Annotated in this window: 15 protein-coding genes, 1 pseudogene and 1 riboswitch; of the genes and pseudogenes, 13 read left to right on the top strand and 3 right to left on the bottom strand. The window is 44.3% G+C overall.

Features of this window, described 5'->3' with window-relative positions; translation table 11 throughout:
* Positions 1-331 precede the first annotated feature (331 nt).
* From FFM73_RS02675 to FFM73_RS02660, 4 genes are all read left to right on the top strand, one after another.
* Complete coding sequence (locus FFM73_RS02675; RefSeq protein ID WP_137630240.1) at positions 332-1705, top strand: Nramp family divalent metal transporter; 1374 nt, start codon at positions 332-334, stop codon at positions 1703-1705.
* Positions 1706-1788: 83 nt separating this feature from the next.
* Positions 1789-2394, top strand: a complete 606-nt coding sequence (locus FFM73_RS02670) for a TetR/AcrR family transcriptional regulator (protein ID WP_137630239.1) — start codon at positions 1789-1791, stop codon at positions 2392-2394.
* A gap of 122 nt (positions 2395-2516) precedes the next feature.
* Positions 2517-3287: a sulfite exporter TauE/SafE family protein gene (locus tag FFM73_RS02665; protein ID WP_171001172.1), complete on the top strand. Its 771-nt coding sequence runs from the start codon at positions 2517-2519 to the stop codon at positions 3285-3287.
* Positions 3288-3468: 181 nt separating this feature from the next.
* Positions 3469-4086 (top strand): LysE/ArgO family amino acid transporter, encoded by a 618-nt coding sequence (locus FFM73_RS02660; RefSeq protein WP_137630238.1) that lies wholly within the window; start codon positions 3469-3471, stop codon positions 4084-4086.
* Between the two features lie 62 nt (positions 4087-4148).
* Here the strand turns inward: FFM73_RS02660 and FFM73_RS02655 are convergent, their stop codons facing one another.
* The gene (locus FFM73_RS02655) at positions 4149-6038 is read right to left on the bottom strand and encodes a heavy metal translocating P-type ATPase (protein ID WP_137630237.1); all 1890 of its coding nucleotides are present in this window, start codon (positions 6036-6038) and stop codon (positions 4149-4151) included.
* A gap of 141 nt (positions 6039-6179) precedes the next feature.
* Here FFM73_RS02655 and FFM73_RS02650 point away from each other — a divergent pair, with 141 nt between their 5' ends.
* The 4 genes from FFM73_RS02650 to FFM73_RS02635 all read left to right on the top strand — a co-directional run bounded on the left by FFM73_RS02650 (position 6180) and on the right by FFM73_RS02635 (position 10509).
* Entirely contained in the window at positions 6180-6515 is a 336-nt protein-coding gene (locus tag FFM73_RS02650) for an ArsR/SmtB family transcription factor (protein ID WP_137630236.1), read from the top strand.
* Positions 6516-6668: 153 nt separating this feature from the next.
* The gene (locus FFM73_RS02645; protein ID WP_137630235.1) at positions 6669-7040 is read left to right on the top strand and encodes a cupredoxin domain-containing protein; all 372 of its coding nucleotides are present in this window, start codon (positions 6669-6671) and stop codon (positions 7038-7040) included.
* Positions 7041-7097: 57 nt separating this feature from the next.
* A complete protein-coding gene (locus FFM73_RS02640; RefSeq protein ID WP_137630234.1) occupies positions 7098-9026 on the top strand; it encodes a copper-translocating P-type ATPase in 1929 nt (642 codons plus the stop codon).
* A 166-nt stretch (positions 9027-9192) separates the two neighbouring features.
* Positions 9193-10509: a Na+/H+ antiporter NhaC family protein gene (locus FFM73_RS02635; RefSeq protein ID WP_137630233.1), complete on the top strand. Its 1317-nt coding sequence runs from the start codon at positions 9193-9195 to the stop codon at positions 10507-10509.
* Between the two features lie 87 nt (positions 10510-10596).
* Here the strand turns inward: FFM73_RS02635 and FFM73_RS02630 are convergent, their stop codons facing one another.
* Complete coding sequence (locus FFM73_RS02630; RefSeq protein ID WP_137630232.1) at positions 10597-12003, bottom strand: C69 family dipeptidase; 1407 nt, start codon at positions 12001-12003, stop codon at positions 10597-10599.
* 214 nt (positions 12004-12217) lie between these two features.
* Between FFM73_RS02630 and FFM73_RS02625 the strand changes: the two genes are divergently transcribed.
* Together FFM73_RS02625 and FFM73_RS02620 are read left to right on the top strand one after the other, a co-directional pair.
* On the top strand, positions 12218-13048 hold the full coding sequence (locus FFM73_RS02625) for a YitT family protein (protein ID WP_235874433.1): 831 nt from the start codon (positions 12218-12220) through the stop codon (positions 13046-13048).
* A gap of 102 nt (positions 13049-13150) precedes the next feature.
* A complete protein-coding gene (locus tag FFM73_RS02620) occupies positions 13151-13381 on the top strand; it encodes a hypothetical protein (protein WP_137630231.1) in 231 nt (76 codons plus the stop codon).
* Positions 13382-13535: 154 nt separating this feature from the next.
* Here the strand turns inward: FFM73_RS02620 and FFM73_RS02615 are convergent, their stop codons facing one another.
* On the bottom strand, positions 13536-16277 hold the full coding sequence (locus FFM73_RS02615) for an HAD-IC family P-type ATPase (protein ID WP_137630230.1): 2742 nt from the start codon (positions 16275-16277) through the stop codon (positions 13536-13538).
* A 341-nt stretch (positions 16278-16618) separates the two neighbouring features.
* Between FFM73_RS02615 and FFM73_RS02610 the strand changes: the two genes are divergently transcribed.
* The 3 genes and pseudogenes from FFM73_RS02610 (at position 16619) to FFM73_RS02600 (ending at position 20601) form a co-directional block, all read left to right on the top strand.
* Positions 16619-18187: an Nramp family divalent metal transporter gene (locus tag FFM73_RS02610; protein ID WP_137630251.1), complete on the top strand. Its 1569-nt coding sequence runs from the start codon at positions 16619-16621 to the stop codon at positions 18185-18187.
* A gap of 13 nt (positions 18188-18200) precedes the next feature.
* On the top strand, positions 18201-18641 hold the full coding sequence (locus FFM73_RS02605) for a universal stress protein (RefSeq protein WP_137630229.1): 441 nt from the start codon (positions 18201-18203) through the stop codon (positions 18639-18641).
* 154 nt (positions 18642-18795) lie between these two features.
* A pseudogene (locus FFM73_RS02600) lies at positions 18796-20601 on the top strand (heavy metal translocating P-type ATPase).
* 61 nt (positions 20602-20662) lie between these two features.
* Positions 20663-20819, top strand: a riboswitch (FMN riboswitch).
* Positions 20820-20853: the final 34 nt, after the last annotated feature.

Here is a 20853-nt window from a genome sequence, read left to right as displayed (position 1 = left end):
ACAAGCTGGCAACAGTTTGTTTGGTGCTTTTTTTGGGAAAGATTTAGGCATTCCAAATTATATTTTCATGGGGATTCCAGGTGAATATAACTAAAGCCTTAATTAATCCGCTTACATCATGAAATTTTCCTTGTAATTAAAATTTATGGTGGTAATATTAGTTTTGGAAATTGAGCGGGCGCTCAGTCGAAAACAATTGAATTGCTTTGAATGTTTGGATCAAAGAAATGATAACTTGATATGGAATTAAACCCGGACGCTTATCTTTATATCAAATTTGGATTTCAATGACCAACCGAATTTCTAAGCCAATAGAAAAGAGGTTTTAACGATGAAAGAAACAAATACAGAGAAACATAACTTCGTACAGGGCGTTAACGGTGAGGGTAAGAGCCTGGATGAGGTTAACGGTTCAGTCGAGGTTCCGAAGAACGCAGGTTTTTGGAAAACCTTGATGGCGTATACCGGCCCTGGTATTTTAATTGCCGTTGGCTACATGGATCCCGGTAACTGGATCACGTCAATTGCTGGTGGGGCACAGTTTAAATATAAGTTACTTGCCGTGATCCTGATTTCTAGCTTGATTGCGATGCTGCTGCAAGCTATGTCAGCTAAACTGGGTATTGTAACTGGTAAAGACCTAGCTCAACTGACCCGGGAACGGACGAGTAAGGGCATGGGCATCGTGCTTTGGGTAATTGCTGAATTAGCGATTATGGCAACTGATATTGCCGAAATTATTGGTTCAGGGATTGCCTTGCAGCTGATTTTCAAAATCCCGTTAGTTGTTGGTATTTTGATTACAGCTGCCGATGTTTTGCTGTTACTGGTACTGATGAAATTAGGGTTCAGAAAAATCGAAGCAATCGTGGCAACGTTAGTGGCTGTTATTTTATTGGTCTTCGCTTATGAAGTTGCTTTATCAAATCCAAGTATTGCGGGTATTATCGGTGGTTACGTTCCGAAGACGGATATTATTACTAATCATTCAATGTTATACCTCTCCTTAGGAATTGTGGGTGCCACGGTGATGCCCCATGACCTGTATCTAGGCTCATCGATTTCACAAACCCGTCAGCTTGACCGTTCAGATAAAAAAGACATTGCTAAAGCAATCAAGTTTTCAACCATTGATTCTAACCTGCAATTGTTCATCGCCTTTATTGTTAACAGTTTACTGTTGATCCTTGGGGCTGCATTATTTTTCGGAACGAACAGTTCGTTAGGCCATTTCGTAGATTTGTTCAATGCTTTGAACAACAGTCAAATCGTTGGTGCGATTGCTAGTCCAATGTTGAGTATGTTATTTGCCATTGCACTGCTGTCGTCAGGTCAAAGCTCGACCATTACAGGTACGTTGGCTGGACAGATCATCATGGAAGGCTTCATTCGGCTACGGATTCCGCTCTGGGCACAACGGTTAGTGACACGGTTGCTTTCAGTTACACCAGTGCTGATCTTCGCTATCATCTATCATGGTAATGAAGCCAAAATTGAAAATCTACTGACACTTTCGCAAGTATTCTTAAGTATCGCTTTACCATTTGCAGTGATTCCACTCGTGATGTTTACGAGTAGTAAAAAGGTTATGGGTGAGTTTGCCAATCATGCCTGGGTAAAATACAGTGCATGGATAGTGACCATCGTTTTGATTGTGCTAGATGTTTACCTTTTAGTACAACAAGTTGCAGGAATGTTTAGTTAAGATTTGTAGGGACAGTTTTCAGGAGCAACATTAGAAAGCTGTCTTTTTTCGTACCGTAATCAGCGACAAAGTAGGGAGAAACAATGAGTAAAAGTGGCACTAAAAGTGACCAGCATAGAGAAAAGATCCTAGGAATTTCCCGGGAAATGTTTGCTAATAAGGGTTATGAAGCAACTACCACGCGAATGATCAATCAAGCAGCCGGGACGGCCGAAGGATTAATGTACTATTATTTTCCTCACGGTAAGCATGAGATCTTAGATACAATCGTTTATCAGGGAATCATTAATCGCGTTAATCAGCTGCAGTTCACATTTGCTGACTGCTTAACTAAGGATGAACTGGAACAGCGTTTGATGAGCATCTTTGAAAGTATTTGGCTGGCTTTTCAAGAAGAGGAAAACTACCAGTCCTTTATGATTACGATCCATGAGCGGATGTTATTGTCTGATGACCAGGCAGGCTGGTTACTTCAGGTTTTAGATGGGATCGTCGGCCAGATTGCGACTCAATTAAAAACGGCACCGACCCTTCAGCCGATGTCCGAAAAGCAAGCACAACCGTTGGCACGGGTAATTGTGTCAATCTTTCAGAAGGTTATTTATGATGAATTGCTGATTAAAAATAACCGCCAGTTGACTGAACGGATGAAAGATCAGATTCGACCGGAATTAAGTGTGGTACTTTAATTTATTACCAGTAAGATGAATTTTAAAACGTGTTTTTTGGCTATTATTAACCAAGAAGCACGTTTTTTGCTCGTCAGCTTTGCGCTATACTGGTTAGGTAAATGTTTTTTGAGGAGGGTGTCATGCTGCACGTTATTTTAATTACAATTTATTTGGTGCTGGCAGGGACCACTGCCGGTTTTTTAAGTGCCACCGCTGGGCTTGCTTCGCTGGTGTCCTATCCAGTGTTATTAAGTGTTGGGATACCACCAGTGAGTGCTAATGTGACCAATACGGCTGCTCTGATTTTTACCGGTCTGGGTTCAACGCTGTCATCGTCTAAAGAGCTCAAAGGTAATCACGCAACTATGTGGCATATTGGCCTTTTAACAGCTTCAGGTGGGATTCTTGGGTGTATTATTCTCGCTTATTTGCCTTCTTCGAGTTTTGAACACGTGGTGCCGTTTTTGATTTTTCTCGCGGCCCTCATGATGATGTTGTCGGGGAAAAAGAAGCGGACGGCTAGAACCGATCAACCAACGAAATTATGGGTGCGTATACTGAAAAATGTGTCCATCTTTTTGGTGGGTGTTTACATTGGTTACTTTGGTGCCGCTGCTGGGATTTTTCTGTTATCGATCTTAACGGTGACGCTGGCCAAACCATTCATCGTCAGCAATGCGATCAAAAATTTTTCAGCGTTACTCACCAATACGATTTCACTGGTCATCTACGCGTTTACCATTAAAGTTTATTGGTTAATGGCGGTTCCCTTAGCAGTGGGGATGTTTATTGGTGGCTATATCGGGCCCGTTGTGGTTCGACACGTGCCGGTTAAATTACTGCGCAATGTGATCACCATCGCCGCGTTCTGTCTGTCTGGATATCTCTTCTACACGGCCTACTTGAAATAGTTCTGACTTGACATTTTAATTGGGTTCCCGTATGCTATCTGGAGTCAATTAAATCGCTATTAGCAAGGTCATCATCGGGTGGCCTTGATAGGCAGCTACTTCTAGTCGAAGATACAGCGTTTAAAAACGTTGAAGACTAAGAGCAGCTGCCTTTTTCTATGCGAAGTGAAGGGAGTTAACTATGACATCAGTAGTATTACGGGGAATGTTGATCAGTTTTGCACTAGTATCCTCAATTGGGATGCAGAACCTATTTGTTGTTAACAGTGCCATGAGTAACCGCCTGCGCCGGGCATTATTAATCGGTGTTTTTGTATGGGTAGCAGATACCACCTTAACCTCTGTCGCCTTCTTGGGAATGGGCGCATTGGTGAGTCGCTATTTATGGCTGAAAATTGCGATTATGCTGATTGGCGGTCTGATCGTCGTTTGGATGGGATTTGGTATCCTACGCTCGGCTAGTCAAATTGAACTGGGAAATAACAACTCGCAAATGCCATTGAAAGAGGCCTTTGCCAGCGCTTGGATCGTCGCCTTTGCCAATCCGCAGGCAATTATTGATACCAGTGTGACCATGGGCGCCTTACGGGGTACGTTAACCGCTAGCCAAGTCTTGCCATTTTTAGGCGGGATCGTTTTAGCCACTGCCATTTGGTTTTTTACCATCACCATGATCGTTGGTATTTTAAAGAATCGCTTACCGAAACGCGTCTTGATGTGGGTCAACATTATTTCAGGTATCGTCGTCATGGGGTATGGTATCTTATTACTCATTAACGGCACCCGCTTGATTTTTTAAATAAAAAACAGCCTTGAATCAAGCCCGATAAACGTTATCGAGTTTGATTCAAGGCTGTTTTATTAGTCGCGCTGAAGCCGCAGTGCATTAAGAATTGCAATGAGGGTCACACCAACATCGGCGAAAACGGCTTCCCACATGCCGATAAGGCCCAAAGCCCCAAGCAGTAGGAAAATGATTTTGATCGTCAGCGCAAACGTAATGTTTTCCCAGACGATTCGCTTAGTAGCTTTGGCGATTTGAATGATGGTAGCCACTTTTGACGGTTTATCATCCATGATTACAATATCCGCAGCTTCAATCGCTGCGTCAGCACCCAGGCCACCCATAGCAATGCCCACATCGGCACGGGCTAAAACCGGCGTATCGTTAATGCCGTCACCAACGAAACCGACTTGATGGTTGGTCGCGTGGGCCGCTTGATTTAATTTTTCAATTTCAGTTACTTTTTGAGCAGGTAACAGTTCAGAGATAACGTGATCCAATGATAGCTGCTGGCCAATCTGCTCAGCAACGCCCTGATTATCACCAGTTAATAGTACGGTGTTGTCAACGCCCTGGTGTTTGAGTGAGGCAATGGCATCTGCAGCGTCTAACTTTGGTTGATCAGCAACCTTGATGCTGCCAATAAACTGATGATCGACAGCAACGTAAACGGTTGTGGTACTGGTTTTATCAGCTGGCATCGTAATTTGTGCTTTGGTCATTGCCTTGGCATTTCCAACCACAACAGCGTGGTCATCAATAGTTGCACTAATGCCATGACCGGCAGTTTCTTTGATATCATGTATGTTGAACTGGCTCAGATCACCCTTGTAAGCTGCCAGAATTGACAGCGCAATGGGGTGGTTAGAGTGCTGTTCGGCCGCCGCAGCAATCCCCAGTAATCGATCACAGGTTGTGGGTTTAATTGGTTTAATTTCGCTCACGGCGAATTTTCCTTGCGTTAAAGTGCCCGTCTTATCAAACGCAATCGTGTTCACGTGCGTTAAAACTTCCAAAAAATTACTGCCCTTGACTAGGATACCGTGTCGTGAAGCTGCGCCAATCCCGCCGAAGAAACTTAATGGGACGGAAATTACCAGTGCGCAGGGACAACTGATGACTAGAAAAACGAGTGCCCGATTGATCCAGGTTGCCCAAGAGCCGACTTGGAGTAAGGGTGGAAAAATTGCTAATAGGACCGCTAATCCTACCACGATCGGCGTATAAATTTTAGCAAAGCGCGTGATGAATTTTTCCGTCGTCGTTTTCTTTTGAGTAGCGTTTTGAACGAGGTCTAAGATTTTGGAGATCGTTGATTCTTCGTAGGGCTTGGTGACCCGAACATCGATTACGCCGGTGAGGTTGATGGCACCGCTCAAAACGGTTTCACCACCCTGCACATCACGGGGCAGAGATTCACCAGTTAATGCAGAAGTATCCAGGCTAGTAGTGCCACGGACTAGTTCTCCATCTAAGGCGATCTTTTCACCCGGTTTGACTCGAATCATCTGACCGGGGATCACAGTCTCAGGTTTAACGGTTCGTTCACCGGTATTCGTTAACAGCGTGGCAGTGGTTGCTTTAAGTTTTAACAGTGAGGAAATCGATTGTTTAGACTGTTGAACTGCAATCGCTTCAAATAAATCACCGATTTGATAAAATAGCATAACTGCGATAGCCTCAGGATAGTCACCTAAGGCAATAGCACCAACCGTGGCAACGGTCATCAAAAAGTTTTCGTCAAAAAGATCACCATGGATGATGTTCTTTAACGATACCCAAATGACGCGGTAGCCAATAATGGCGTAGGAAGCTAAATAGAGTATCATTTTTGGTAGTGAGACTGGTAAACTGACCGCAATTAATAATATAATGGTTGAACTGGCGATCATTAACAGATCGCGTTTATGATTCAGAAAACCACGCAGCGTCTTACGTGTGTGAGAGGGAACAGTAGCTGCTTTCATCGTATCACCTCAATACATATTAACATATGTTCATATCTCAATATGTATTGTAACTGTCCCGTCATTAAAATGCAAACGCATCCTTGCTTTCTGTAGCGCATTAATATTGGAAAAGAATAATTATGGGGGCATTGGAAAATAATGGAAGATCCAAAACATTTAGAAGTTGTTAGTCATCTCAAAGATCACTTAATTGTGTCATCAGAGTTAGAAAACGTGGTCGCGCTATTCAAAACGCTGGGTGATGTGACTCGGGTCCGGATTATTTTAGCCTTAGCAGAATCTACCTTAAGCGTGACGGAAATTACGCAGGTCTTAGATTTGAACCAATCGACAGTTTCTCATCAGCTTAGTTTACTGAAACAGCAAAACCTCGTAAAGGGGACCCGCAACGGTAAAAACATTCATTATGAGCTGTCCGACCGGCATATTATGACCATTGTTGATCAGGTTAAGGCGCACGTGACCGAACGCTAGACACAGTACTAGGTTAATTGAGTAGTAACGACTGAAGAAGGGCAATCTGCATGATGCGGATTGCCTCACTTTTTGGTTGACAACTGTAAACATAGCCTTTATGATATAGACAAGGTTTACAAATGTAAACGTAAAATAGAGGAGGATCCAAAAATGATTAGAATTCTAGTATTGATTGTTGGTTTAGCACTTATTGGTTTTATCGCCTGGTGGTTCTTTGGTAAGCATGCGGTAGCGACAGAAGCCGCCGATGTGGCTGATAACGTTCAGCAGATCGAGGTTGATGTTAACGGCGGCTATTCCCCTGAAAGAATCGTTTTAAAAAAGGGTGTGCCCGCTGTCTTGAACTTTACCCGTCGTGATCCGTCAAGCTGCTTGGATCGCGTTGTTTTTTCGGATTTTGGGATCAATCGTGAGTTACCCAAGGGCGAGAAGCAGGCGATTAACATTGATACCAGCAAAGCTGGCGAATTTCAGTGGGCTTGCGGCATGGATATGTTCCATGGCAAATTGATTATTAAGTAGGTCGATTTAAGCAACTATACAGCAGTGAAACTATTCTTGAAAGAGTGGTGAACGATCATGTCAATTACGAATCGGTTTTGGGTTTCATTGATCCTGTCGCTACCCATGTTAGCGGAAATGATCTTACATCCGTTTGGCTGGATGCTGCCTGGCGGTGAATGGACCATGCTGGTGCTGACGACCAGTATCATGGCGGTTTCAGCTGGCCCGTTTATACAGAGTGCCTGGGCCTCCTTTAAGAAACATCATTCTAATATGGATACCTTGGTGGCAATTGGGACAGCAACTGCTTATTTTTATAGTGTCTATGCCATGATCACTCACCAAGCTGTCTTCTTTGAAAGTGCCGCTTTTGTGACGACGTTTGTCCTGTTAGGGCAAGTGTTTGAAGAACGGATGCGTAACAATGCTTCTAATGCCGTTGAAAAATTAGTTAATTTACAGGCTAAAGAAGCTGAAGTGATGCGCGATGGTAAGTTAGTTAAAGTGCCGTTGAGTTCAGTCGTGGTTGGTGATTTGATTCGGGTTAAACCGGGTGAAAAAATTGCGGTTGACGGTGTGATCACCAAGGGTAGTTCTGCAGTTGATGAATCCATGGTGACCGGTGAATCGATGCCCGTTGAAAAGCGCCAAGGTGATCACGTGATCGGGTCCACGATCAACAGTAACGGCACCTTTATGTTCAGAGCTGAAAAGGTTGGCAGTGATACGATGCTTGCTCAAATCGTCGAACTCGTTAAAAAAGCGCAGAATAGTCATGCGCCCATTCAAAAATTAACCGATCAGGTCTCCAATATTTTTGTGCCCATCGTTTTGATGATTTCCATTCTGACTTTTTTGATCTGGTACGTGCTGATTGGTGCAAGTGTGGCCAACGCGCTGATCTTTGCGGTTTCAGTCGTCGTTATTGCCTGCCCGTGTGCCCTAGGTTTGGCAACGCCGACTGCTTTAATGGTTGGTACTGGCCGTTCAGCTAAAATGGGGATTCTCATTAAAAATGGTGAAGTTCTCGAAAAAGTGAATGATCTTACTACGGTTGTGTTCGATAAAACTGGCACAATTACGCGCGGTAAACCTGAAGTTACCGATATCGTCGGGGATCATAAACAGGTCTTATCCCTGGCTGCCAGTTTGGAAGCTAATTCTGAACACCCATTAGCCACCGCAATTTTGGCAATGGCGAAAACGGAGGGTGTTCAGACAGCTGCTGTGACAGATTTTCAGGCGATTGAAGGTAAGGGTGTTCGAGCAACGATCAACGGTCAGACAGCGTTTATTGGAAATGATAAATTATTAGCTGATTATCCGATCACACCTGATCTAAAACAGCGTGTAGCACAGTTGCAAGCAGCAGCCAAAACAGTTGTTTTCGTTGGTCTAGCTGATCAAGTAATCGGTTTGATTGCGATTCAGGATACACCTAAAGTGACCTCGAGAGCAGCCATTGCAGCGCTGAAAAAACGTGGCCTTAAAACGGTCATGCTGACTGGTGATAATCAGCGGGTCGCACAAGCCATTGCGGATCAAGTTGGCATTGATTCAGTAATTGCGGATGTGCTTCCTGCCGATAAAGCCAATCACGTTAAAGCCTTACAGCAAGCAGGCGACGTCGCCTTTGTTGGCGACGGCATCAATGACGCACCGGCATTAACGGTGGCGGATGTTGGTATCGCCATGGGTTCTGGTACGGATATCGCCATTGAATCTGGGGGTATCGTTCTGGTCAAAAATGATTTACGCGATGTTGACCGGGCACTGGCAATTAGCCGGAAAACGTTTAATCGCATTAAGCTTAATCTATTCTGGGCCTTCGTTTACAACGTACTGGGAATTCCAGTGGCCGCCGGTGTGTTCTACGCCATCGGAATAACGTTGAGTCCGGAACTGGCTGGCTTGGCCATGGCGTTAAGCTCACTGTCAGTAGTAACTAGTTCAGTCTTGCTGAATCGCGCCAAGATTTCGACTAATGTTTCTGAAGCAGTTTAACTTAAAATTGCAGCTAAAGGCAGCTTAATGATCAGGTAGCGTTACTGATGATTAGGCTGCTTTTGCGTTACCCAACAATGTGATAACTCTCAGTAATCTCCCATTTTTCTCAAAATCCAGACCGTTATAATGTTTTCAGTAAACATTTTGAAAGTGGGAATTGATCATGAAAACGAATCAACCGTCACCCAAGGGGAACTTTGTGGGATTGCTGCCACTCTTGTTTTTCCTGGTTCTTTACATTAGTTCGGGCGTGTTAACTGGCAGTTTCGACAATATGCCGCTGTTAGTAGCCATGATGCTAGCAAGTATCGTTGCTTTCTTATTAAAGGGTGATAATAAACAGGATACTTTTAACGATAAGTTAACCGTTTATTTCAAAGGTGCTGGGCAGGAAACCATGATTTTAATGATTATTATTTTCCTGTTAGCGGGGGCCTTTTACTACGTGACTAAATCGATGCATGCGGTGGAGACGATTACCGATATTGGATTGACGTATTTACCCAAGTCGTTTTTGGTCCCAGGGGTCTTTATTCTGGGGTGTATTCTCAGTTTTGCTATGGGAACTTCTATGGGGACTGTGGCGGCGTTGATGCCAATTGCGGCCAGTATTGCCCAAATGGCTCACATTAGTATGCCGTTAATGGCGGGGGTAGTGGTTAGTGGTGCCATGTTCGGCGATGATCTATCGCTTATTTCCGGCTCTGCCATCGTCTCCGCTAAGACTCAGGGCGTAACGATTTTTGATAAATTCAAGACTAACGCGATTATGGTCATTCCGGCGGTGCTGATCACTATCGCACTACTAATGACGGTACACGTTGGAGATGCCAATGTAGGTGGTCTTGGTACGATCCACTGGCTGGATATTTTACCGTACATCGTCGTCATCGCCTTATCGTTTATGAACATTAATGTGTTGATCGTTTTGTTGATGGGAATCGTGACTGCAACGGTCATCGGTATCAGTGCTGGGAGCTTTGATTTTATTGGCGCGTTGGATTCAATTCATAAGGGGATGCTGTCTATGGCAGACATCTCACTGATTTCCATTGTAGTGGGCGGATTAGCCGCTTTAATGACGCACATGGGCGGCATTCAGTGGCTGCTTGATAAGATTACTAAGCATGCCCACGGTGCCTTAGGTGGTAAATTTGCCGTTGCCTTTTTAATCCTGTTATTGGATCTCATTACTACCAACAACACCGTTTCAATTATGATTGCCGGTCCGATCTCAAAAGATCTGTCAGATACCTACCAGATTTCCAAATCGTATACTGCTAGTATTTTGGATGTCTTTTCCTGTGTCGGTCAAGGGCTGATCCCCTATGGCGGCCAATTATTAATGGCCGGTGCAATTGCCCAGGTTTCCGCGGCGTCCATCGTACCGTATAGCTGGTATTGCATGGTACTAGGAGTGGTTTCTGTGCTTTTCTTGTTCAGCCATTTCTCGCCAAAAGAAGCACGAGCCAGAATCTAGTGTGTTAAATTAAAGGTTGAACTAGAAAAAGCCTGTATTCCAATCATTGATGACTGGAAATACAGGCTTTTTGCTGATTCAGCGTTACTAATCGTTCAAGGTAAATTGTAATTTCATTTGGGCTTCACCTAAGCCTAACATTTGACCCAGCAGAACGTTTGAGTTCTTCTGGTCAATATCAGCCATTTGGTTATTGACCTTTTCTAGATAAGCGGATAGATCAGATTGTTTTGTAGCTGTCTGATCGGTCTTAATTTGCAGGTTCCGACACTGAGCAACAGTGTGTTCTTCAAACAAGTTTTCCTGATCTTCATACAGAGCAAAATTTTGATCACCGATCAGCGCTAACACGTTTGGCAACCAGTACATATTGGTTGGATCGCAGTTAGTCGTCGTATTCTTGTAAGCCTCTGGGGTATCCGTAACGTTAGCGTAGAAGGGAACGACCGCGTTGAAGGTATTGGGACCAAAGGCGAGCCAGTGAATCCCGGCAATTTCGGCTGGAACATCGTTACGAATCTGCAGAATATGCAGTTCTTGGTTCCGGTTGATGCCAATTGGCCGGAACTGTTTCTTTTGCGCTTCAGTACCAGTACCGTAGGGATCATATGGGGTGTTTTGATAGTGTGAACTCAAAACAAATTTCATATCCTCAATGGTGATCTTCTTATCAGTTCGGCAAATGAATGGCAGGTCCTGATCGATTGGAGTGGTATCAAATTCTGGATTGAAGTACTTTTGACCATACCAAGCCCGTGGGTTGTTGTAGCGGGTATCCTTGATCGTTGAACTACCAAAGATATGCCGTAGATTGACCTGATCTTTATCAGGATTCATGTGATACTTTTCAATCATATCAGGCAGATCCTTGGCAAATAGCGTATCGTCAGAGTTGAAATCAAATTGATCGATATTTAAGCGGTTGGGTGCGATGACATAGGCGTCGTCAGGAATGCGGATGGCAGCCCAGTGATGACCACCGATTGATTCAAAGTACCAAACTTCATCCTTATCGGAGAAAGCCATGGCATTCATTTCATACGTACCATATTTTTCCAGTAAGCTGCCTAAACGCTTAACGCCTTCACGAGCGGAATGCGCATAAGGCAAAGTAATGGCGGTGATATCTTCTTCACCGATACCATCTTCTACCAATGGATCGACACCTTGAATCCGAGAATTTGAGGTAATGGTCTCAGTCGCCGTCATGGCAACGTTGGCACTATTGATGCCAGCAGCAGCCCAAATACCGTGACCGTCAGTGGCGTCAGGTGTTGACGTGTACCGTAACGGATCATCTGGTAAATCCATTTCAACTTTACTTAACACAGCCTTGTAATGCCGTGGCTGATCTTTAGGGTTAACGACGACAAACTTTTGTAGATTCAGCGGACCGGCGCCATCCTCATTTCTTGCAATTATAGTGGAACCGTCAATGGAGGCTTTTTTGCCCACAAGCATCGTGGTACAAGAGCCCTTGATCCGTTTAGTCATGCAAACACTCCCTTTGATTTGGTTATACGTTTCTATTGTATCACGTTAAATCGCTACAACCCGAGTAACCGCGTTTAACCTGAATGTTTCATGTGAAACCGCAGTTAGCAATTGCTAGTAATGATCTAAAGATGCAGGATATAAGGTTGATTTAAATAATCTTTATAGCGTAGAGTAGATAGTAAACATTAATACGCGTAAGGGGAATTTATCATTGAGAGCAATTTTAAAAAACGGTCTGCAGATCATTATTGGTGCCTTAGTTTACGCCCTGGCAATCAACTATTTTTTGATTCCTAATCGCATTGGTGAGGGTGGGGTTACCGGTTTAACCGCGTTGGGTTATTATACGCTTAGAATTTCACCGGCACTGACCAATATTGTCTTAAACGGGATTTTAATTTTAATCGGTTTTAAGTTTTTAAAGCGGGAAACTGTGTTTTATTCACTGTGGGCGGTACTTTGGATCAGTATTTTTTTAAGAGTGCCAGTATTTTGGCCATACCATACGACCCAAACGGTAATTGCTGCGATTACGGGTGGCGTGTTAATGGGGATTTCCATGGGACTGATCTTCCGCGCTAAGGGAACCATTGCCGGCAGTACGATCCTGGCGAAAATCGTTAATCGCTATTTCGGGATTCGTAATGGGTCTGCCATGCTCTTTTTTGATCTGATCGTAGCGATTCCGTCAGGGCTGGTGATTGGCTTTCAAAACATGTTATTAACGGTACTGGAACTATACGTCTCAGCGGTTGTGCTGAATAAATACTTGGATATGGTTGGTGCCAAGCGGTCGGTATTAGTCTTTTCTCCCAAAAACCAAGCGATTGGCGAAGCTTTATCGACTCAGTTAGGACAGGGAATCACCATGCTAAAAGCAACGGGTTTTTATAGCAAGAAAGATACGGATGCGTTATTCTATGTCTGCAGTAACCGGGATTGGACGGCCGTGATGCCAATCATTATGTCCGTGGACCCGGACGCCTTAGTGGTGACGGATCAGATTCGCAGCGTGCGGGGGGTTCATTTACTAGATTTGTAAAAATTAGCCGAAAAATACCATCTCAAGGGTGGCTATTTTTTTGAGCGAATTATTTTTAGGCATTCCTAAAATATGTTACCATGCAACATGGAGGTAGAAATTATGACAACTATTTACATGCATCCAACGAAAGGTTTTGAAATGGTCAAGTTATCGGATGGCAGTCAGGCGTCAGTTGATGTAGAGAAGACCCCCGAAGGTCCACGGTATCAGTTTTGGTTTAAGGGACATACTCACTCTGATTTCTGGTGTGATGATTCCTTGGAAAACGGGCAAAAAATTAGTGTTGAGTCGATTAATGGACCAGAAGAATTTCAGATTAAATTAAGTTGATGAGTTGAAACATGGTCATATATTAGTAGTGAAAATATGTGGGAATATTTCAGATTAACAGCATAAGAGAAGAACTGGGAAATTATGCCCCGGGAAATACTAAAAGCGCATGATGATAAGTCATCATGCGCTTTTAGTATCTACTACTTGTTTGTTACCTAATGCGATCTTTATGCAGCTGATTCCAGTGTAGCCTAAACAATTTAACGATTTCCGTTACCACCAGGACAATGAAGCCCATGATGATTGGAATACCCCAACCGTAGTGGAAGTCGATGGCCGTCGTGTGGAAGATGCCTTGCATGAAGGGCAGGTAAATGATACCCAGCTGCAAGACGATCAACAGTGCGATGATGTAAAACGCCATTTTGTTTTGGAAGAAGTATTTTGAAACCACTGGATGGTTATTTCGCAGGTTGAATAGGTAGAAGATCTTCCCAAAGATAACGATATTTAACGTCATTGTGCTACCCATTAAGGCGGTAATACTGTGATTGACCAACGTGTCGTAAGCAAATATTCCTAAGCCAGAGATCAATAATGAGACGTAGATAACTTCAACTACGTCCATCCGTGACAGAATACCGGCTTTAACGTTTCGCGGCCCCCGTAACATGATGCCGGATTCAACTGGTTCAAAAATAAACGCGAATTGAATCGTGAGGGCGGAGACCATGTTGATCCACAGCAACTGCGTCGGGTAGAGCGGTAACGACTGATCCAAGACGATACTTAACACCACGATAAGTCCTTCAGCAAAACTGGTTGGTAATAGGAAACGAATCGTTTTACGGATGTTATCGAACACGTGGCGGCCTTCCTTAACGGCTGCCAGGATCGTGGTGAAGTCGTCATCGGCAAGCACCATATCAGCAGCGCCCTTGGCAACGTCAGTTCCTTTGATTCCCATCGCAACACCAATGTCAGCTTGTTTCAAAGCAGGGGCGTCATTGACCCCGTCACCGGTCATGGAAACAACGTGACCCAGTGACTGCTGGGCGCGGACGATGCGGAGTTTATCAGCAGGCGTGGTTCTGGCAAACACGGTGTAGTTATCGATGACTTTGGCCAGTTCATCGTCTGACAGCTGATTTAATTCCGGACCCGTAATGGCTTTTGGTGAATCGGCTAAGTTTAACTGTTGGGCAATTGCGGCTGCTGTATCCGGATCATCACCGGTGATCATCTTAACTTGAATGCCCGCGTAGCGCAGCTTTTTGACCGCAGCAGCAACCTCTGGACGTGGTGGATCAATGATCCCCACTAGGCCGACTAACGTTAAGCCCTTACCAATCATATCGGGATCGATTTCGGTTATTTCCTGGGAAATAACCTGATAGCCTAATGCGACAACTCGTTTACCTTGCTGCGTCAGTTGACTCATTTGCTCTTTCATGACGCCGGCGTTAACGGTACCGCCACGTGCTTCAATGAGGTTTGCCAGTGTCTGGGGAGCTCCTTTGACCATCAGCACTCGCTGACTGTTGTAATCGACTAGCCGTGCGGAATAGCGAAAGGCTGAATCAAAGGGCAGTGAGTCGATCTCGTTTACATTTGGTTCGGTGTGATTGAGCTTATGATAAAGTGCTGTGAGCGCACCATCAGTTGGCTCACCGGTGAGGACCCATTGACCATCTTCTTGGTTAAAAACGGCATCTGACGTTTGTCCGGCAATTTGGACCAGCCAGTTCAAATGCTTATTTTGCTGCCAGTTAACCGTGTTACCGTCCTGGTTTTGGATGGCACCTCCTGAATCATAGCCAACCCCTGATACTTGGTAGTGATGTTCAGGTGTCAAGATATCAGTTACAGTCATTTCGTTTTTAGTTAGGGTACCGGTTTTATCGGTGTTGACAATGTCTACGGCGCCCAGCGTTTCAACAGCTGGCAAGGTCTTCACAATGGCGTTTTGTTTTGTTAGCCGTCTAGTTCCCATGGCCAGCACCACCGAGGTACTAGCTGGCAGACCTTCTGGCATTGAACCAACAACCATTGTGATGACGGCAATCAATAAGGTAGGTAAACTATAGACGTGGATCACCGCGCCTAAAATGAAGAGTAAGATTGCCGCAACCACGATGGCAATTGAGAGGCCCACGCCTAACCGGTTTAAGTTTTGCATCAGCGGGGTTGGTTTAGCTTTAACTTCCGCAACATCTTGTTGAATCTTACCAATTTCAGTATGACGCCCAGTAGCGATGACGATTCCTAATCCAGAACCGCTAGTGACGGCGGTAGAGGCAAAAGCTTGATTTTGCCGTTCCGCTAAGGGGACATCGTCAGCATCAATGGCTTCTTCAATCTTTTCTACTGAATCAGTTTCACCAGTCAGTACCGATTCTTGAATGTTTAAGTTATCAGCTTCAACTAATCGCAGATCAGCTGGAACGGAATCGCCAGCTTCCAGTCGAACGATGTCGCCAGGCACTAATTCTCGGGATGGTAACGTGATCTTTTGACTATCACGGATCACAAAACTTTCTGATACTAATAGATCTTTGATTTTTGCTAAGGCATTATCAGCTGATATTTCCTGAAAATAGCCTATTAATGCGTTGGCAATGATCACTAATCCAATAACAATTGAATCGGAGTATCTGTGCAGCACAAACGTGATGATGGCTGCAGCTAACAGAATATAGATAATACTGTTATTAAATTGTTTGATAAACCGCAACAAATTTGACACTTTCTTGGCTTCTAGCTCATTTGGGCCATGTTCTGCGAAGCGTTTTTTTGCTTCAACTGTACTAAGACCGTCTTCACAGTTGGTCTGCCAGTTTGTTTCTAGTTGGGAAGTCGATTGGCGCCAGATTGGTTGCTGACTGGGGCCGGCGTCTTTTTGTTCGTCGGTTGCCTGGGGTGTGACTTGATTATTGTCTGAGTGGATTGCCATATATAAATCATCCTTTCGTGATTAACAATTCATTAACGATCTGGTAATGCCAAATTGATGAATAAGTCTCTCAATGTAATCCCTTCTTTCGTTGTTCTTACTTATAAGATTAAATATTAATAATAGTGAATACAAGCAAAGTAGCTCTAAAAACAGGCAAAATTCCTAGTTTGTAAAAAAAGTTCAACTTTTTTTGAACGGGCGCTCAGGGTTAATGGCTAGTACATGAAAGCGGACCCATAAAAGCAGATTGAGGTTAAGGAATGCCTAAACTCTATTTTACAAACGTAAAAAAAATTGTACAATAAACACGCTTAACAAATTTATGAAGGGTGGCACTTATTTTGAAGGATCAAAAAACACCACGTAAGCACCATTTGATCGAATATGCCAACGGTAAATCGTTGGAAGAGATCAATGGCTCAATCGAAGTTCCCAAAGGAGGTTTCTGGAAAACTTTATTCATGTATTCGGGGCCTGGCGCACTAGTTGCTGTCGGATACATGGATCCAGGTAATTGGTCAACTTCAATTACTGGTGGTCAAAATTTCCAGTACTTGCTGATGTCTGTTATCTTAATGTCAAGTTTGATTGCGATGTTATTGCAATACATGGCAGCTAAACTTGGCATCGTGACGCAGATGGATCTGGCACAAGCGATTCGGGCGCGTACCAGCAAAGCATTAGGAATCGTTCTTTGGCTGTTCACGGAATTCGCAATTATGGCGACTGATATTGCGGAAGTTATTGGGGCTGCCATTGCGCTTTATCTATTATTCCATATTCCGCTGGTATACGCGGTTTTCATTACTGTTTTTGACGTTTTGTTATTGCTATTATTAACCAAAATTGGGTTCCGTAAAATTGAAGGACTTGTTGTTTGCTTGATTCTGGTTATTCTGTTTGTCTTTGCTTATGAAGTTGCATTGTCAAATCCTAACTGGTTGGGTGTTTTTGGTGGCTTAATTCCAACCAAGGATACTTTCTCCAGTTCGATTAAAGTGAACGGTTCAACACCTTTGACTGGTTCATTAGGGATCATTGGTGCGACTGTTATGCCACATAATCTATATTTACACTCAGCTATTTCACAAGCACGTAAAACTGACCATACTGATGAAGAATCGATTGCACGTTCCGTTCGTTTTACAACTTGGGATTCAAATATTCAACTCTCACTGGCTTTCGTAGTCAACGCACTATTGCTGGTGATGGGGGTTGCTGTATTTAAGACGGGTGCTGTTAAAGATCCTTCATTCTTTGGTTTATACCAAGCGCTATCTGATTCTTCCATGTTGAGTAACCCAATTTTGATTGCCGTTGCCAAGTCCGGTGCTTTATCGGTACTGTTCGCCGTTGCACTGCTTGCTTCAGGTCAAAATTCCACTATTACTGGGACTTTAACTGGTCAAGTAATTATGGAAGGGTTCATTCACATGAAGATGCCACTATGGGCACGTCGGTTAGTGACCCGTTTAATTTCAGTTATTCCTGTTCTGATTTGTGTTGGCATGACTAGTCATGAGAATCCAATCCAACAACACGAAGCACTTAATGAGTTAATGAATAACTCGCAAGTCTTCCTAGCATTCGCTTTACCATTCTCAATGCTGCCATTATTAATGATGACTGACAGTAAGCTGGAAATGGGTAATCGGTTCAAGAACAACTTAGTTATTAAGATCCTTGGCTGGTTCTCAGTGATTGCTTTGACCTTCCTTAACATGGATGGTCTACCAGCTAACATCGAAGGCTTCTTGCCAGCCCATGCGACTGCTGCACAATTTGCCATAGCTGATGATATTGCCTACTTCCTGATCTTCTGTGTGATGGCATTATTGATATGGATGATTTACGATCTGCATCAAGGTAACAAGCGGCTTAAAGCTAAACTTGGTACAGAAGACTAGATAGGAGTTCATGATGGCATATAAAAAGACTGAATTTCAGCATATCTTGGTTGGTGTTGATGATTCTGAAGATGCACTGTTAGCTTTTCAGTATGCGATTGCTACAGCTAAACAGCGTCATGCAGCATTAACGATTGTTTCAGTACTTGAGGATCGCGAAATTAGCGTTTACGAAGCACTGGATAAGGACTACATTCATGGGGAACGTAGTGGACTTGTTGAACACATTAAGACGTACGTTAAGCAAGCACAGGACGCTGGCGTCGAAGAGGTCAACGCACTGGTTTCTGAAGGGAAACCTGGCGAAGTGATCGTCAAAGATGTGATTCCGCACGTTAAACCAGATGTGTTGATCATTGGTTCCATTGCTAAAAAAGGGTTAAAACGTCGCGTGGGCTCTCAAGCCGCTTACATGGCGAAATACGCACCGATCTCAGTGATGGTGATTCGTTAAAATTTATTATGGGGCAAAACAGTCTGTTTATCGTTAAAATGATAAGCAGACTGTTTTGTGTCTGCCTATCGTTTATAAAACTTACCTTATTGCTAACAGTGTAAAAATCATTTCAGGTATAATAAAAGAAAAGTATGCTCTAGGAGGTGACATCATGCAAAAACTTTCTAACTATCGACGGTTGTGGGCGGTTGTAGGTGTTGGCACGATTTCTCTGATTTTAGCTTTTGGCTTGCATCAGCCAATTTGGGCGCAAGTGTTAGTGACGGTTTTAGGCTCATTGATTGCATTGCTGATGTTCATTGATATGGTGAAAACCTTGCGTTCTGGTAAGTTTGGGGTGGATCTTTTAGCGATTACCGCAGTGATTGCGACCTTGGCTATCGGTGAATACTAGGCCGCTTTGATCGTGTTACTGATGTTGACCGGGGGCGATGCGCTGGAGGATTACGCTGCCCACAAGGCTAATGCAGACCTTCAGTCGCTGCTAGATAAGTCACCGCAGCAGGCTCACCTGATGGTAAATGGGGATATCAAAGCCATTGCAGTGGATCAGGTTAGCGTTGGTGATCAACTCCTTGTGAAACCAGGTGAAGTGATTCCCGTTGATGGTACGATCCTATCGGGTAACACAACGTTAGATGAATCGTCATTAACCGGGGAATCGCGTCCAATCGATAAAACGACTGGTGACACCGTTATGTCAGGTTCTGTTAACGGAGATGTTTCCATCCAGATGGTGGCAGATCAAAAAGCCGCCGACAGTCAATTTCAAAACATTGTCCGGTTAGTTAAACAGGCGGAGTCACAGCCCGCTCACTTTGTCCGGATGGCTGACCGCTATGCTCTTCCATTTACCATTTTAGCCTACGTGATCGCGGGGACTGCCTGGATCGTCTCAGGTGATCCAGTACGCTTTGCCGAAGTGCTGGTCGTGGCGTCACCGTGTCCGTTAATTTTAGCGGCCCCAATCGCGTTAGTTGCCGGGATGAGCCGGGCCAGTCAGAGCGGCATTGTTGTGAAAACTGGGACGACTTTAGAACGACTGGCAAAGGTTAAGACGATGGCATTTGATAAAACTGGGACGATTACTAAGGGTCATTTACAGGTGAGCAACATTCTGGTACAGCCCAACGTTTCGAAAGATCAATTATTGATCCTGGCAGCAGCTACCGAACAGCAGTCTAATCATATTTTAGCGCGTTCGCTGATGCAAGCAGCTCCTGAACAGCTGCCAACGGTGACTGACGTTAAGGAAACTACTGGCGGGGGCGTTCAAGCGATGATTGACGGTCAGCTGATTCGGGTAGGTAAAGCCGACTTTGCAATGCCTGCTGGTGCCATTCAAAAAGTTGAGGATACAGCAGTGTACGTTTCGACTGACGGTCAGTATTTAGGCTGTGTCACCTTTACGGATGAATTGCGTCCTGAAGCAGTCACGACCATGACCGAATTGCACAAGCTGGGGATTAAAAATTTGATGATGATCTCCGGTGACAGGCAGTCCATTGCCCAAAAAATTGCTCAAGCGGTTGGCATCGACCAGGTTCATGCAGAATGTTTGCCAGGCGAGAAGATCAAGGTGCTTAAACAAGTGCCAGCAGATCTGAAACCGGTGGCCATGGTTGGTGATGGGGTGAACGATGCGCCGTCATTGGTCACTGCGGATGTGGGAATTGCCATGGGTGCTAGCGGTGCGACCACGGCCAGTGAGTCGGCGGATGCCGTAATTTTAAAGGATGATCTGCGGCGCACCGTGGTTGCCGTCCAAATCTCCCGGTCAACGATGCAGGTTGCTCGTGAATCGGTGATGGTGGGTATCGTGATCTGTACGGTATTAATGTTAATTGCCAGCTTTGGTGTTATTCCGGCGATTATTGGAGCTTTGTTACAAGAAGTCGTTGATACCGTGACGATTCTGTGGGCATTGCGGGCACGGAGTATTGCGATTAAAGAATAAGTTAGCGATGCTTCTTGCATTCTAAATTGATTCATAGTACGATACTCGATGAAAACTGAATAGATTTCTTCGGGGCAGGGTGTAATTCCCGACCGATGGTGACAGTTAGATTGAACAAGCGATCGCAACATGGCTGAAGTCCGTGACCCGCGTTATTCGCGGTTGACCCAGTGAGAGTCTGGGACCGACAGTTAAAGTCTGGATGGGAGAAGAAACGCACTATTTCGTACCATTGGTGTACACTTTTTTGTG

Origin of the sequence: Secundilactobacillus hailunensis, assembly GCF_005405185.1 — a bacterium.
GTDB classification, from domain to species: domain Bacteria; phylum Bacillota; class Bacilli; order Lactobacillales; family Lactobacillaceae; genus Secundilactobacillus; species Secundilactobacillus hailunensis.
Note: the sequence above shows the minus strand (reverse complement) of the source record. Positions and strands in the feature narration are given on the sequence as shown.